Genomic DNA, 17,183 nt, shown 5'->3' on the forward strand with positions numbered 1-17,183 from the left:
CTAGTAGGATGGGAGAGGATGGTTAGCGGGAATAGAGGTAATAATATTCTAGAATTAAAGAAACGCCCTTCTCGATTTGAAGAGGGCGTTTCCTTATGTCGAAAAGAGCCTCTCCTTGCATCAAAGAGACGCCCCCTTTATTTGCAAACAATAGTATTCACGCCCCTCTCCATTCGGAGAGGGGTTGGGGGTGAGGCTGTTTCCTTCTACTTCTCCACCCTCTTGATAACTTTACCATTCGATAGCTTGAGGATGTTAATACCCTTTGCTGGTGCAGAGAGGCGGTTGCCATTCAAGTCATAACGTACTGATTCAGAGGCATTGTAAAGCTGATTTGCTGTCTTAATATCCGATGTCGTAATATCGAGTACATCGTATCGACTGCCCAAGACAACGCTGTTCTTCACCAGAGCATCCTTGAATCTCGTTATTACCTCAGCAGGTACAAAGATGGAGAGTTGCGTGCGGAAAGCAGTAAAGACTGACGCTCCGAACTCCGGGATACCCGTACCTGCGAAATGAACTACGGCTAACTTATTCGCACCAAAGAATGCTTTATTATCGATACCAGAGACAGCTCCCTTGAAGTTGACGCTTACTAAGTCCGCACAACCAGTAAAGGCTTGCTCCTTTATAGATAACCCTGAGGCAAGAGATGTTATATGAGTTAGACCCGAGTAAGCAAATGCGCTCTCTCCAATGTTGGTAAGTCCTTCGGGCAAGACAATGCTCTTTAGGTTCCTAGCATAGGCGAAGGCGTTTGCTTCTATATCGGCTATCTCTGTAGGAAACTGTATAGTAGTTGAGGTGCTACCAGTAGGGTAAGCTATGAGAGAAGTCAGCTCTTTATTATAAAGAACACCATCAACAGCAGCATAATCTTCGCTTTCCTCTGATACAGAGAATGCAGTCACAGCAGTCTTATAAAAGGCATTCTCTCCTATATCTGTCAATGTCTGGGGGAACTCGGAAAGCGTGGTAAGGGCTGAACAACCCTCAAATACATGCGCACCAATCTCTTCCAAAGCAGACGGGAAGGTCATAGTTGTGAGCTTTTCACACGATGCGAAAGCATAATCCCCAATGCTTGTTACATTCTCAGGGATGGCACATTCCGTCAAAGCTGTACAACCCGTCAGAGCAAATTTGTCTATTTTCTTTATCGAAATAGGGAGTTGGATCTTAGTAAGTTGATTGAGCCTATAGAACATATAAGGGGGTATAGCATCTTTTTTGGTAGGCGTATAATATTTGGTGGATAGCCCTTGCTTTATCGCACAATAGTTATCACCTCCTTCAACAATACGTACTTCCGAGAGGTCAAGAGAGGTGAGTTTTCCCTCCGTCTTATCGCTCACCTGGAGTCCTTTACCAGCCATTTGGCGGAGGAGCAGGATGTCGGTTCCATTGATTTCTCCCGTCACCTTCAAGTCAGTTATCTGATACTTCTTAGCCTCTGGGATGTGAGTTGCGAGTTTCCCAGCCTCTGTTATCACTGTTAATGACTCCTGAGCATGAGCCGTGAAACACGCACATACAAGTGCAATTACGGTTAATACTTTCTTTGATGTAAAGACTTTCATTTGTTACTGATTGTTTTTTTATTAATAAATATCACTTTTTTCATAAGGGATAACGAACTTGTAGCCACGACCTCGTAGTACAACATCCTTCTCCCGAACCTCTTCCACATATAATTGTTGTGCTCCCTCTTTTAGTCCACTACTACTAAATTCATCGGGATAAAGCATAGAGAGCGAGACTGGAATACGTGTTCCAACAACTGGGTTGACGATGGCTGGCGTAATCTTAACGACCTTCTTCGACGAATAAGGGCGTGCTCCATTGCAGAGCCAAACGCCTACTCCCGGTCGGCGAACCGCCATCACCGTGTTCATCTGCGCATAAAGGCTGTGCGAAGTGGTGCCATAAACGCCCACACGAGAGGCTGTTCCCTCACAACGCACCGTCACTTTCAATGTTTTCTCTTGCTTGTCTTGCGAGATAACACGTATCTTTGCCTCCCCTTCATAGTGTGCTTGAATCTCCAAGATATTGGTTTTTGCATTCCATTTAACGCTCATCACCTTGTCTGGATCATCCACTTTCAAGTCGACAATATCACCTCCTCCGTTCAAACTAACGAACTTGCTCTCGTCACGAGGGAAGAGTCTGATCTCCGACTGACTGATACTGATTTCCGGAGCAACCACATGGATGTCAATACGCTGACGCTTATCTCCAGAGATGATAGTCGCATAGGTCGTACCTTCCCAGATACCATTTACACGCAAAGTGTCCTTACTGATGTTCACACCAGCAACCTTTGAATCGGCAACATAAGCGATATATTTCCCCGTGCCACCCGTTAGGAGGAACATACGTGTGGATAGTTTCGTGAGTGCAACCTCGTTCGGTGTCTCCCCATTAAGCTGTATGTCCTTTGCTTCAGGACTATTGTCTTTGTCGCAAGCAACAAAGAGAATGCTGCAAGCGAAGAGTAAGATAAGATATAACTTTTGTCTCATAACGTCTTAATCTACCATCAGTTTATATTCAATCTCCCACTTTCTTTCAGGCGTCTCCACAATCTCTATTTGTAGAAGATGCTGCCCTTTTGAGGGAAAAACAATCTTTCCTTCGACTGGCGTAACCGGTGTGCCGTCCACTTGATAAGTGATAGCTGCATTCGGATTAGCCAAGTCGTGATAATAAAGCGGTAGGCTTCGAGGACAGGTTCCAGCCTCACTCACCTTATATAAATAAGGTATGCGTCCTTCCTCTTCAACGCCCATGTTCATGCGTTGCGTTTGTTCGGTGATAGGGTCTGTGGGCTTCGATTGCTCCGAACCTTTGACAGTCTTCACGCTAAACTGATAGGAACTGCCCGGCTCGAGAGCCTCAACAACAAAGGAGGTAGACGTTGTCGTGGCAATTACCTGTCCATTCTTCAACACCTGATAACGCACGTCAGCATCAGCAACAGGCTTCCATGAAAGTTCAACCTCACGTTGTTGCGGGCGGACAACGAGGTTAGAAGGAGCCTCCAAGGTGGGTGTCACCGTTCCTTTCTTCGTCATTTTAAAGGAGACATCATCGATGAGAACGAATCCACCAGACTCTGCCGACTCATAGTCATTCTCGATATACAAGCCCACACCAGCACGATTCACTCCTGCCGGCGCTTTGACAGTTATGGTCATCATCTGCCATTGATTCGTAAACTTCCGAACCTTTTCTTTCTCGCGCGTATCCTTTTTTATGGATGTTAAGTCACGATACCAGTCCACCGTAACGGTAATGTTTGGACGTTTCAAAGAGCCTTTGTACCAATAAGTAAGTTGATATTCAGCACCCGGTTCTACCACGATGTGATAAGGATTAAACTCCTTGTCGCGTGAGAAGAAAGAGCCTCCATTGGGATAGAGTTTTATAGCATAGGTGCCGTTATGGGCATCTTTTGTCCTTGAGTAAGCCAATGAGGAATTGAAGTACCAATAGCGTGGTTTGAGGTAAGGATCATAATAGTTAGGGTCCTGTTCCTCGCCTTCTTCCTCATCATCACTTGGTTGCATCGTTTCTGGAGGATAGTCTTCAAATCCTCCATTGAGTATCAGTTCTTGTCCCACTTGTCCCTTTGCTGTATAAGAGAAGGACAATAGGCAGAACAGAAAGAGATAGATTTTATTTGTCATAGAATGCGTATTTATTGATTAAATTGATTGATGTCTGCCAGCGTCAAGCCATAGTGTTTGCCTATTGCCGAAGCAATATTGCGTAGCGAACCTTCGGTGCTTTCCGGTGCTAAGAGACGTTGAGTATCCCATAGTCCGCCATCGGCTGTGAGCTGATTGATATATTGTTTCACCTCGTCATAACTAAGGTGGGGCTTGCCAGAAGACTGCACCGTGAACTGCAAACCATATATTGCTCCACAGCCACGAGACAAGAAAACGAGGGCATTCTGGGCATCCTCATCAAGATTGACACGTGTTATCTCACCCACAAGGAAGGTCATGGCTTGTACGGCAGCGACCTTTGATAACTCACTCCTAATCAGTTGTAACTGTTCGTGAACATCGTCATAACGATATTCCGTGAGTGCCAATCGACCTCGTGCAAAGGCGTTGTAAATCTTAATGCGACTCTCCCGTAGCACGGGCAAACTGCTTGTTTGGATCACAGGTAACCAATATTGATAATAGCCATAAGCCAAGTCCCAATGGTGTTCAAGCTCTGTGTAATTACGACCGGGCAGTAGTTTTGTTTGCTCATGGTCGTGTCGTAGACGGCTGTCTGTATATAAACTGTCATTGAGGTGTACGTTCAGTACCTTGTCAAGATACACTCCTCCCCATACGATACCATTAAACATCTCCGCCACAACAAGCCCTTTCTCATTAACAAAAGCGATGTTGACATCACCAATATTCGTACCCACATAGCCTGCTTCTCCTCGTGCTGCACGATGATTACGAGCCGTTCCCGGACTCGGTTGTGATAGTCCACTTAACTTGCCCGTAGTGGTGAAGATGTCGTTAATATCAGCCAATATGCGGTTGCGGTCAGCCTTGTGTAAGGACGAAGCAGCCACTTCCTCCATTGGTTTTAAGCCAAATTCGCCATTCTGAAAATAGTCTTGTACCTTCGTCATGTTGGCTGGATACATGATAGCCGCTATCTTTAAATAGCTGTTATAGATATAGTCCATGGGGTCACGTAACAAACTACACTCCAAGTAATCAACGCTACTTGCACCATTACGTTTAAACTGATAGACAGGGTCGGGGATAGTTGGTTCACGATAAGCCGACTCTACCGTCTCTCCTTCCCATTGGTTACAAGCGAGGCAGCAGAGCGGTAATAAGAATAATAAGATATAATTGATTGGATTCTTCTTCATCATTTTCTCTATTATGGAAGGATAATATAACCACAGAAAGGAGACTTTATCTTGTCGATTCCCTCTTCGTTTTGATGCTGGTTGACAGTGAGTGGTTTCACGATAGTAAGTCCATCTTCTGATACAGCAGAGATGGTTGCCTTGATAGAAGAACCACGTGGACCGACACCATTCACACAGATATACATAGGATAACCAGAGTGTGCAGTGAAGGTGATCGTATACTCCTTTCCATTGGTCAGGAAGGTTGTTGCAGTTTCATCTCGGCGATTGCTTGCTATGACATGCAGCTGTTTATCGGGCGAAATGTACCTTACGGTGTATCGAGAAGAGATGTCGTTATCTGCCACGAGTTGCCCCAAAAGGTCCACCTCTGTATAGGAACACGTGAGCGTAACGGTGTAGTCTCTTACGTTATCGGTGATGTCTACACCGGGATACACATAATCAGTAACAGGTGCATCGGGGTTCCCGAGCTGTATAACCTGATCTTCGTAAGAGAGCTTCGGCTTATCTATTCCTTTGAAAGGAAATAGTTTCTCGTAGTCCTCCTCGGCATATTCTTCACTACTTCTTGTGCAACCCGTAGTAAGGAGCAGCACACCTATTAATATATAAGGAATCAGTTTTTTCACCATAGTTGATTGTCTTATTGAATGTATTTACCTATCTTCTATTGCTGAATTATTCGGTGGGCGCATCCCAGATTTCGGCTTCCAAGCCTGTAAACTCACCTTCGGGATGGAGGTGCTTACTGACCAGTCGGGTGGTACGCAATAGTGGATCGTACACCGAAACAAGCTCAGCAACAAAGCGATCGCCCTGTCGTTGGAAGTCGAAAAACATCGTTTTACTATCATAACGAAGCCCAGCTCGGAAGGTAATACCCTGTTCTGTGCCTGCATAACCAGAGCCTAATCCTGTCATCTCTTTGGCTGGATAGCCCGGAATAGGGTTCTTCTTCTGTGTGAAAAGGAAGAGATAATAGCGCTTCGCAACAATCTCCTTCAATAGAGCTTGATTAGTCTCTACATTGCGTTTGATGTATATGTCACTTTGAAAGAACGTGCGCCCACCACGATGGATACGCAGTTGTGGGTTCGTCATACGCTCAAAGAACGTCCGATTCTCATACGCTTTTTGCACGAAGGAGGTTGTTTCCTCTGGTGCTTTCAACTTCGAAAAGACGATGTACTCACGTGCAGGTTGAAGATAGGAAGCCGTGCGGAAAACTAAATCTCCATCCTCATTTCGCCCCATGAAAAGGAAGTCTGACGACCCTTCAAAGCGGTCGTTCACTAGTTGATGGATATAATTATAAGTGGAGAAAGTCAGTTGGGTGAAACTGTTCCTACCAATAAGATACTCGCTTGTCATTGGTTGTGTAGCAGTCTGCTCGGTATAGTCAGCACGCATTACAACCGTGTTATCATCCTTAAACTGCATTGTGTAACAGTCGCCTCCATAGCCATATCGTCCCCTGAAAGCCTGTTGTGAAATCAGTTCTGAAGGGTTGGAAAAGAGCAAGGAGTCGGTCTTTGGGAAATAAAGGACACGCCATCCGTAGGGTGCTTCGACGAGTTCTCTTTTCAAATTAGCAATACTCTCACTATTGCGTTGTGCTGGACTCTTATCGAAAACATCGTCATTACTGGTGCAGGCAACCAAGAGGAGCACCATTGCTAATAGATAGTATTTCATCTTATTGTTATTCATCTCTGGTGTTGTTTGACGTAAGCATTGATTCTTCTGATGCTTATTACTTGCATTTGCTTTAGGTTTATATGCCACGACTTGAGTACATATTCGGTTACAAACGACTGTTTCTCAGTAAACTCCTTATAGGCTTGCTTCGCCTCTTCTGCATATCGGGCATTTACCTCGGGATCGATGTCTGTGTCGGGAGTTTGGGCTGTGATTGATGCGTCATAAACCTCCTTAGGCGTACTGGTAAGCGTGGCACTGATGATTTCGGCAAAGTCATCTTCAGGAGAGAGAAAGCCTAACATCGTATAAAAACCACGTTTATTGGCATAGGAGTCGAGCCCAAAACGTTCCTTGCCAGTGCGTGCATAGCTTAAAGGAGCAGCCAGAGACTCTGTAGAACCAGTGTATCGTTGTTTACTGATCATCGAGAATTTGTCACGATCATAGGCAATGTGTAGCATTAAGCACTTGGCTAATTGATGGTGAACACTGCGCATAAGGACAAAGACCTTATCCTTATCTGCAGGGTTGAAATCGTCTACATGATAGATACACATCTCTTTCGCAGTGAGTTGCGGATTGTTAAGTCGCTCCACACCATGCGTATCTGGATTCCCTCCTCCATATAGATATAACTTGATAGGGAGCCTCCCGAGCAATAGTTCTTCCCCACCCGTCTCCTTGAGGCGATAGGTCTCCAAGCCCATTACTCGTACTGCTTCAAGCACCTTACGAACGTTCTCCAGCTTTGGAGGATATATGTAAGAGCCAGTAGAACCAGCGTTCTTTTCCCATCGATAGACCACCTCTATTCCATAAGGGATTGTGATATTCTCAAGAATCCACTTATCCAGTTCGGTGGTTGCTATCTGCTTTCTCCCTTCGTCAATGACGCTTGTCTCATTTAGTTTCTCACTACTACAAGCCGCGAGAATGACGGTTGCGAACAGGAGAAGAATTGCTTTTATCTTTATCATCTTTCTAATCATTTACTTGTTCATCATACTTATCTTGGCAATTGCTGACGCTCACGAGGATTAGGAGTAAGCCCTCGTTGGATAGCTTCTGTTGGTATCTGAAGAACTTTTCGAGGGTCATCTTTCTCCAAGGGGAAGTAATAGGAGCTCTTCGACGAACGCTTTACTGCAATATGAAAGCGGCGGATGTCGAACCAACGTAAGCCCTCTTGGAAGAACTCCTTTTGGCGGAAGTCGAGTATTAGTTGTACCATTGCAAGCTGCTTCAAGGTCATCCCGTAGAAGGGAGAATATAGGTTATATCGATTGCTGTTAGTCGATGTGTACACTGCACGTTCGACGGATGGCATGAAGCCAAACTTGCCTTGCATGTATTGCAGGTAATCATCGATTGCATGGTCATAGTTCCTTAGCATAGCATAAGCCTCCATCCTGTTGAGGAGCACTTCATCGACTGTGAAGAGTGCATTAGTCACATAGATACCACGAGGCTTAGTGCCTGTTTGCTCGGAGTTAGCCAACTCATCAAACTTAGCCATGTATCGTCCTGTGGTCGTAGGAGCTGGTGAGGAAGTGAAGAGATAAGTACCAATGAAATTCATCTTAGCGTAATCTCCGCCTCCTTCTATGCCCCTTTGCGCAAAGATCTTATCAATGGTGTTGAATGTAGAACCATATTTTTCATTCACCACTGAACGTGCCCATCGTGACTCGGTAGTGGTTAGTAAGAGGTTAGCTGGTTCATCCGCAGCCATATACCTATGGTATAAGTTTTGTGGAGAAAACTCCATTTCATCAGCGTAATGACGCCATGATCGAAGCTGACTCTTCGGTTCACTCCCTAAGACATAATCGGCATACTCAATCACAGACTGCCATTCCCCTTTCATGAGATAGAACCGAGTTGCGAAAGCGTAAGCGGCTTTCTTATTGAAATGGAACTTAGGATGTGTATAATAGTTATCCGATACTAAGGATATACCTAAGCGTAAGTCTTTCTCTATCTTATCGTACACCTCATTTACGGTCCCACGTTCGTAATTGACCAAGGCGTGCTTCTCTGGCTTGGTGATATAGGGTATTCCTGGATTATCCGAAGCACCTCCATAAGGCTCTGCCCATATATTCACCAACATAAAATGTAGATAGGCTCTCAACAAGAAAGCCTCTCCGTACAATGCTTTCACACGCTCCGTTTTAGGGTAACGACTTAATAGTTCCAATGCTTTGTTAGCCTGCGCAATACCTTTGTAGCACGCATTCCAATAGTTGAGAGGCGTATCTAAATCCTCTTGATCATAGTCTTCCCAGAAGAACATAGCCTCATTCAATCGTGTATGAACCCCATTCGTGCGTTCCTCCACATTATCTGTTCGAGGTTCAAGAAAGGGTATATAGCTTGCTTCCGGATAGGCTCCCGTAAGTAGTTCCGCTACTTTCTTCTCAGAATCAATATCGACATCCAAGTCCGAATCGGGGCTCTTATCGAGGAAGTCGTTACAGCCGACAAGCAGACAGCTAACGGCTAAAAGCAGTAATGATATGTATTTCTTCATCTTCTTTCAGTTAGAAACCTATATTCAATGTTAGGGTATATTGCTTGGGAGTTGGTAGTGACACACCACCCGACTTATAGTACTCTGGATCCTGTCCCTTTAGTTTCTTGTCTGAATAAAGGAGGAAGGGATTGGTCACATTAAGGCGTAGATCCATTGTTTGCAGCCTCATCTTCTTTAGGAAGTCACTGGGTACATGATAGGCTAAAGAGATGTTCTTCATGCGCACGAAACTACCATCTGCTATCATCATCTGCGAGTAGTTATAAGTATTATACGCCCTTTCTATGTTCTCCTTACCCACCTTTTCAATCAACTCTTGCGATGGAAGCACCGGAACATCCGTCCTTCTCTCGTCTCCGGGATTGAGCCATCGATTGTAGTAAGACTTTGAGAAGACGTTTAAATCACCAAACTCGGGGTCGAAAGTGGGGTTCAGTCGGATCTTATTACCTGCTTGCATGGTTAGAAAGAACGATAGTTCCCAGTCTTTATACCTAATAGTATTGGACAAACCACCGATCACCTGCGGTTCAATAGGTCCATAATATAAGAGGTAAGATTTGGCATATTGCGTATCAAGGAAGTCTGCCCCAGCATTCTTCGCATACTCTCCTTGATTAGAAGGATAAAGCCCGAAGTCGAAAGTTGGCAGTCCGTTCTGATCCAATCCTTGGAAGTTAAAGGCAAAGAGAGAGCCTCTTGGGTAACCAACTATGTTCCCTCTGCCTCGCCCAGCGACCATGTCAAAGGCATTAGGAATGTTCAGTAAGCGTGTAATCTTTTGGTTCATAGCACTCAAGGTGAGGCTTGTTGACCATTGAAAGTCTTTACTGATAATATTCTTCGTATGCACTCCGAGTTCCACACCTTGCGTACGCATATCACCAAAGTTAGCGTACTTGTAATATTCACCTCCTACTCCCGATGTACGGATGAGATCGATGAGATCGAAGGTATTTCGTTGATATACATCCAGTGTTGTACTTATTCGGTTGTTGAATAAACCTAGTTCCATACCAATGTTCAACTCGTACATCTTCTCCCATGTGAGGTCTCTGTTCTCTAAGTGGAAGATGTTTAGTTTGTTCTCTCTATCGCCGAACTGGAATCGATTCACTATCCCACTTCGATAGACAGCATTAGCATTGATGGCCTCTTCATTCATCTTCGCGGTCAAGCCGTAACTAGCTCTTAGAGCCAAACGAGAGATAGTTTGATTGTTTTTCAACCATTCCTCCTGGTCTAAGTTCCACTTTCCTCCAATGTTCCAAGTGGGTAACCACAAGGCACGAGCACCCTTTCCCGATGTGTTCGAACCCTCGGTATTAACCACAACATTGAATATGTACTTGCCAGCATATCCATAAGTACCATTGAAAGAGAAGGTTATTCCGCGGTCATTCCGCTTATGGTAACTGAAGTAACTACTCCCTTCTTCAATGAGCTTATTGAATATCAAGGGGTTAGTATATACCTGATTGCCTCGGTCGTATTGGATACCATAACCCTCAAAAGGATTGGTTGTGCGAATAGCCGAACGCAACTCTGTGAAGGCAAAAGCCTTTAGGTCATGTTGTCCCAACCGCTTATCAAAGTCGATGGCTATGCGTCCCAAGAAACTCTTTAAGGATGCTTCTGTCTTGTTGAGAATGCCTCCGTGAGTCAGACCTACCCTCGGTTGCAACTGCGGATTGTCCTTATCATGCACCAAATAGATATTCTCCTTGGCAACAAAAGGATTCTCGTTCGCACGAAAGGCCTGTATGAGATTCGATCCTTCAAGTACCTCATGCGTCGTATTGGTATAGGCATGTCTGACTGCAACTAAGCCTTTCAAAGCCAGCTCAGGATTGATTCTGTAGGTTGCTTCGGATTGTATCTTGAAGTCCAAGACATCGATATCCATCTTGTTATTAGCATACTCATTTAAGATGTTGAAAGGTGCCCAGTTGTTGCGATAATACGACAGATTGCCCTCCTCATCATAAGGACTTAAAGTCCTACTCGTACCTAAAGCGTAAGAAAAAGGATTGATATCGAAGTCGCGTTCAAACACTCCTAAGGCGTTATTCTTGCGTTGCGGCATCGTTCCCGGTGCTTTTTGCGAACGGATATTGCCCTGTGCTGTGAGCGTGGCAGTCAGTTTGTCGTTAATGTAAAAAGTGTTTTTTACATTTGCCGTAAAGCGACTTACCTTATCAGCTATCGTCCATCCAGCATCATGATAGAAACCTAATGAAGCGTAAGTAGCAGTGTTCTTGCCACCACCCGACAGTGTTATCATGTGGTTAGTGGTAGGACTCATCGTGAAAAGGAGCTTAAACCAGTCTGTATTGGCATACTCCCTCTTGCGCAGGAAGTCCATCTTTGCATCAGGAGTATTGGGCAGATAGTAAGTACCCGTTGCTGGATTGACGGTACTAACAGCCTTATATAGCTGGTAATAAATGCCACTTCGCCGTCCATATAACGATTTGGTCACACCGAAATAGCCCTTATCATTCATCTCCTGATAGAGTGACATGGTCTCTTGTGAGTTCAGTAAGTCGAAGTCGGAGTACCTCGGTCTGAGGCGAATGGAGTTCTCTGTGGAATAAGTTACACGTAGAGGAGACTCTCTTCTACCCGCTTTTGTGGTGATGACGATTACTCCGTTCAAGGCACGAGCACCATAGACTGATGTTGCAGAAGCGTCTTTCAACACTTGAATATCCTGTATGTCGGCAGGATTCAAACCTGATATTGCTGAGGAGATGAGCGTCACAGCATCACCAGATGCAAGTTGGTCGAGGCTAAGATGCACCAAGTCTTCATACACCGCACCGTCTATGACATACAGAGGTTGCACGTTTCCGATGATTGAGGCACCACCACGAATATTAATACGAGGGGCTGATCCGAAGGTTCCCGATATGCTCTGAATAGATAAACCAGGCACTCGTCCTTCCAACATACGCGATACGTCGGCAATACCTTCCAGCTTAATATCATCCATCTTAACCGATGTTGCCGCTCCTGTATATACTCTATTACGGATGTTCTGATAGCCTGTTACGACGACTTCATCAATCTGTCGCGCATCAGCCTTTAGTGTGATGGTAAGGTTCTGACCGCTCACTTTTACCTTCCGAGGTGTCATTCCGATGTAACTCACCTGTAAGGTCTGTCCTTGCGAAGCCTTTATAGTGAAGTGACCATCCATGTCGCTCACTGCTTTCTGCTTAGTTTCTACAACCTGCACAAAGGCTCCGATGAGTGTTTCGCCCTGTTCGTTCTTGACCGTTCCACTGATGGTTCCTGTTGTCTGTGCCGTCAGTGTGAGCGTCATAAACAGCAGGATGAGGGTCAGCAGAGCTTTTCGTTTGTTGATAAATCTATTTATCTCTTTTATCATGATTGTTCTTTTTGCTTGTAACTATTGATGGTTTATACACTATCAGAGCTTAAATTGCAATCCTCCATACACTCCCAAAGGGTGACCGGCACGCAATCCTGAAGGATGACGGGACACGAGGTAGCGTTTATTCGTTAGGTTGATAGCATTCAAAGTGAGGGTGAGTCGCTTATTGATACGCCCTTTCAATGAGGCATCTAATATAAGGTGATGTGGAATCTTTTCCCTTTCTGCAATGCGACCTTGCCCTGCCGTTGTGCGCATATCACCATTATATCGTGCTCCAAAGTTGGCTTCCAACCATTTATACTCAAGTCCGATCTGTAGGTTCAAAGCGTGCTTATATATATAAGGTATCTCATCTCCATAGACAACATGTCCCCATGCCGAACTAACGAAATCGTTTTTCATCTTCGTATTGGTATAAGTGTAAGATAGTTGTAAGGGCAGACGGAGGGCGAGATGTTGCGGGATGGGCTGATACTGGAACATGAACTCTAATCCATTGACCAGTGCCTTACCCACATTGAATTGCTCCAGTGTACCTTGCCCACCCTGTGCTGCGAGGTCACTCCCAAGCATATTGGAGTAGTTGTTATTGAATACAATAGCCTCAACTTTCATCTTTGTGGTGGTGTATCGCAAGCCAGCTTCAACGTTAACACTGCTTTCTGCCTTCTGATCTAAGGTAGCACTAGGAGGAGCGAAACCCTTATGAAGACCGCCGAAAGCCGATAGTGTAGGTAGGAGTTTGACGTTTATTCCAATACCAGGCAATAGTGCTCTTGCATGGTTAGAAGTCTCTATGCGCACCATTCCTGTTCGACGAGGATCGGCCTTAGTGTAGTCTCTCTTCAACAGATCAACGTCTTCGTAACGCATGCCGGCAGTAAGAGTGACGATTCCTTTCGACCATTTCGCCAACCAGTAACCAGCCCAAGCATGTGCCGTGGTAATGCGGTTGGCGTTGCTTCCAGGAAGTCCTTTCAGGAAGAGCTGCATACGTCCTCCTTGCATGGAATAGCCGTCGTCTTGCTGAAAACGGTCTTCACTGTCAGCATGATAACGCAATCCAAGCTCGGCAGTGAGGTATCCGTCCCATAGCATTGTGCGGTATTCTCCCTTCGACTGAATACCTCGTGAGTGATAAACACGATGGTTGGCACGCAGCATTAAAGCCTCCCCTACGTAATCGGTCTGCCCCGTCACAATATCAAAGTAGGCTTTATTTGTCTCGGGGTCTGCCAATACTGCATCTATCGAACGGCGTTCATCTTTGGTATTCCCCACCCTTACTTCGTTGAGTTTATACCAGTTACGAAAGAAGTAATTATAGTATAGGTTGGTAGTTATTTTGAGTTTCTTTAGTAATGATAAAAAAATAACTTGGTATTTTTTTCTCTCTCTCCATGAAACCATATAGTTCCATTTCTGGAGTTTTTCATCAATTGAATACACTGCTCAAGACCGATGCCTCGGCTCCGAAAATGTACCAAGTTATTTTTTAATCATTACTTAACGACTCGATGACGTAAGTTGCCACCCATTGGGTATGTCTCGTCTTGAGGTTATCCTTCTGTGCTCCAGCATAACGATAGTACGGGCGGAGGGCAAAATCCTGTTCGGACAATCCGAGATAGGTCTCATCTGAGGTCTCATTGGCAAACCCGAACTTCAGTTCAAACAAATGATTGAGCCCTTCCTCATTATTGGTCTGGGCAGCAAACTTGGCTATGATGTCATTGCGTTTGAATCCTGTTCGTTCGTTCGGGACGTCCTTTCTGAATCCATCCGATTGGTAACGTAGATACTCAATGATGAATCCTGTGTACTTGAAGCGATTACCTACACTGAAGTAAGACTTCAATGTGTTATAGCTACCATAGGATGCGTTCGCCTTCAAACTGAACTTGGAAGGAATGGGGGTAGACACCATATTAATAGCACCACCCGTCGTGAAAGGACCGTACTGCACCTGACTACTACCCTTCAAAACCTCTATGGCGTACATACGACCCGCATTCGGAAAGTAATAAGCGGCTGGAGCTGCATAGGGAGCAGGGGCTGCCAGCACACCATCCTCCATCAAGGTGATGCGCTCACTACGCTCGGCTTTAGTGCCTCGAAGACTGATGTTCGGTCGAAGACCATATCCATCTTCCTCGTAAACATTCACTCCCGGCACACTCTTAAGCATACGGTTAATATCGGTGTAACCGAACTTCACAATCTCAGTGGGAGATATATAATAAGCCGAACCAGTGCGGTTACGAGCTTCAAACTTGCTCCCCAGCATTTGATTGGAGCGTACAATCACTTCGGTCATACGATGAACCGAGTCGGTTAAAGCACTCTTTTGCTCTGTTTGTAGACTGTCTTGTTTCTGTGCACACACGCTCAGTGGAGTCAGAACTAACAGCAGAGACAACATGTATTTTGTATTATAAAGCATAATTTAGATAATCAAACTTATAGCAACCTTGCATTGGGTTGAGAATCCGAAGATTCTTCTTTTATAGCAGCTAATAGTTTAGCATGCCACTGCATGTAGACAAGTTGTTTACTAATTGTTTGTAAATTTTGTGCAAAGGTAGCATGTTGACACGCTTACCACAATACCTATTTGTAAGTATTTTAGATGTTTTTCAAGTTGAATAGATTACTAATTAATAAGTAAACGAGTGTTTATTTCAGGTTGATAAGTAAACGAGTCCACTTGTTAACTCGTTTACTTAATAAATAATTTGCCTACTCTTCAACTCAACCTAACCATAAGTTTGATTTGTAAATTATGATTTTTGAATGTCAACGAGCCCTTTCCTTCCTCAATATCGTCTGCATTTTAAACACTTCTTCGGGCTGTTCGGCAGCGCAGTTGTGCGTTTCGTATTTCTCTGCCTGCATATCATAAAGCTGGGGAAAAGGTGCATTGCCTGTTTCAATCTTTGGCCCCCATTGGATCATCGGAGCACCATCGTTCGGTTCGATATACCGCCATCTGTGGGTGAGAACAGACAGAACATGATTACTGGAAAGCCCAATGACATAATCGCGCCCCTGCTTATTGCGACCGAGCAAGGTTGAGAGATAATCCTTACTATCCGGTGCACTCCCCTTTGGAAGGGTGGCATGAATGAGCGAACCAAGCGATGAAAGGAAATCAATCTGGCTCACCAAGGCACTTGAGACCTCACCTCCTTTCACCTGTTTAGCCCATGACACAATCAGAGGAATAGCCGTTCCTCCCTCGAAAGCACTGTATTTATTCCCACGGAAAGGCCCTGCTGGGCTATGACCATGCAGCAGTTCCTCAGCTCCATCAGCATATCCATCATCCACAACGGGACCGTTGTCGCTCGTAAGAATCACCAAGGTATTCTCGTCAAGGTGCAGTTCTTTGAGCTTGCGGAGCAACTCTCCGACCGTCCAATCAAACTGTTCGATGGCATCGCCACGCACTCCCATGATGTTATGACCCCTGAATCGGGGATGAGGAAAGCGTGGAACGTGTACGTCGTTGGTAGCGAAATACATAAAGAACGGCTCTTTCTGATGTTGTTCTATGAATCGCGTGGCATGCACAAGGATAGAGTCTGCTATGTTCTCATCCTTCCATAACGCCTTACCCCCGCCTTTCATGTAACCGATTCGACCAATTCCATTGACAATAGACATATCATGTCCGTGGCTTGCATGCTGATTGTACAATAGTTCGGGATTGTCTCGTCCTGTTGGTTCTCCGTCGAAGTTCTTTCGATAAGACACCTCTATCGGATGCTCGAGGTCATAGTTTGCCACCTTCCCATTCTCTATGAACACACAAGGAACACGATCCGCAGTGGCTGCCATGATGTAGTGATAATCGAAACCAATGTCGCCTAACGCCTGTGGTAAGGGTGCATTCCAATCCTGCTCACCCGTTTTATCACCCAATCCTAAGTGCCATTTGCCAATAGCGCAGGTAGCATATCCCTGACTCTTAAACATATCTGCCATTGTAAACTGGCTCGGTTTGATAATCATCCCAGCATTACCAGGAGCCACATCCGTACCCTCTCGTCGCCAAGCATACTCCCCCGTAAGGAGCGAGTAACGTGAGGGAGTGCTCGTGGCAGCCACTGCATGACCATTAGTAAAGCGTATGCCCGACTGTGCTAAGCGGTTGACATTCGGCGTGTGAACGTTCTTTGCCCCATAACACTCTAGGTCTCCATAGCCTAAGTCATCGGCTAAGATGATGATAACATTGGGGTTCCCCGCCTGTTTCCCAGTCTTTTGTGCCATCGCAGAAGTGCTTGCCCCTACGGCAGAAGAGAGCAACACCAATGTAAGAAGTTTCTTTTCCATTTGGTTTTTAATTATCTTCTATATGTCATCATGAAGTATCGTGCAAGCAAGACAATCCATGTTCTTCGTTGGATAAAGTTGTACAAAGAAAAGGAAAAAAGTTGAGTTATTCAAATAAAAAGGTGCTTTTTTCTATAATAAAAATAATCTTTTCGAGAGGAGCTGATTATATAAAAAATGTGAAATAACGGCACTTTGTTGGAAAAATACGTGCTTTTATACTTGAATATAGCGATAACCTTGTATCTTTGTATCGAAAGATTGAATAAGAGAGGAGGCTTCTATGAAGGAAAAAA

At 44.8% G+C, this 17,183-nt stretch carries 10 protein-coding genes and 1 pseudogene; all 11 read right to left on the reverse strand.

The annotated features are described in order from the left end of the window. Positions 1 to 206: 206 nt before the first annotated feature. Positions 207 to 1,583, reverse strand: coding sequence for a leucine-rich repeat domain-containing protein (locus HMPREF9969_RS10905; RefSeq protein ID WP_009435844.1), 1,377 nt, complete (start codon positions 1,581 to 1,583; stop codon positions 207 to 209). A 21-nt stretch (positions 1,584 to 1,604) separates the two neighbouring features. Then, entirely contained in the window at positions 1,605 to 2,528 is a 924-nt protein-coding gene (locus tag HMPREF9969_RS10910) for a hypothetical protein (RefSeq protein ID WP_009435975.1), read from the reverse strand. A gap of 6 nt (positions 2,529 to 2,534) precedes the next feature. Continuing rightward, a complete protein-coding gene (locus tag HMPREF9969_RS10915) occupies positions 2,535 to 3,695 on the reverse strand; it encodes a fibronectin type III domain-containing protein (RefSeq protein ID WP_009435977.1) in 1,161 nt (386 codons plus the stop codon). Between the two features lie 11 nt (positions 3,696 to 3,706). Further along, positions 3,707 to 4,903: a DUF4856 domain-containing protein gene (locus HMPREF9969_RS10920; RefSeq protein WP_036895706.1), complete on the reverse strand. Its 1,197-nt coding sequence runs from the start codon at positions 4,901 to 4,903 to the stop codon at positions 3,707 to 3,709. An 11-nt stretch (positions 4,904 to 4,914) separates the two neighbouring features. Next, complete coding sequence (locus HMPREF9969_RS10925) at positions 4,915 to 5,541, reverse strand: hypothetical protein (protein ID WP_009435944.1); 627 nt, start codon at positions 5,539 to 5,541, stop codon at positions 4,915 to 4,917. 46 nt (positions 5,542 to 5,587) lie between these two features. Next, positions 5,588 to 6,619, reverse strand: coding sequence for a DUF4302 domain-containing protein (locus tag HMPREF9969_RS10930; RefSeq protein ID WP_009435942.1), 1,032 nt, complete (start codon positions 6,617 to 6,619; stop codon positions 5,588 to 5,590). Continuing rightward, complete coding sequence (locus HMPREF9969_RS10935; RefSeq protein ID WP_009435911.1) at positions 6,616 to 7,599, reverse strand: putative zinc-binding metallopeptidase; 984 nt, start codon at positions 7,597 to 7,599, stop codon at positions 6,616 to 6,618. The genes HMPREF9969_RS10930 and HMPREF9969_RS10935 overlap by 4 nt, the downstream gene beginning before the upstream one ends. A gap of 17 nt (positions 7,600 to 7,616) precedes the next feature. Continuing rightward, positions 7,617 to 9,143, reverse strand: a complete 1,527-nt coding sequence (locus HMPREF9969_RS10940) for a RagB/SusD family nutrient uptake outer membrane protein (protein WP_009435995.1) — start codon at positions 9,141 to 9,143, stop codon at positions 7,617 to 7,619. A gap of 10 nt (positions 9,144 to 9,153) precedes the next feature. Then, positions 9,154 to 12,540, reverse strand: coding sequence for a SusC/RagA family TonB-linked outer membrane protein (locus HMPREF9969_RS10945; RefSeq protein ID WP_009435882.1), 3,387 nt, complete (start codon positions 12,538 to 12,540; stop codon positions 9,154 to 9,156). 42 nt (positions 12,541 to 12,582) lie between these two features. Continuing rightward, positions 12,583 to 14,971: pseudogene (locus tag HMPREF9969_RS13325) on the reverse strand (TonB-dependent receptor family protein). A gap of 374 nt (positions 14,972 to 15,345) precedes the next feature. Then, entirely contained in the window at positions 15,346 to 16,887 is a 1,542-nt protein-coding gene (locus HMPREF9969_RS10960; RefSeq protein WP_009435932.1) for a sulfatase-like hydrolase/transferase, read from the reverse strand. Positions 16,888 to 17,183: the final 296 nt, after the last annotated feature.

The organism is Prevotella sp. oral taxon 306 str. F0472 (assembly GCF_000257925.1).
GTDB lineage: Bacteria > Bacteroidota > Bacteroidia > Bacteroidales > Bacteroidaceae > Prevotella > Prevotella vespertina.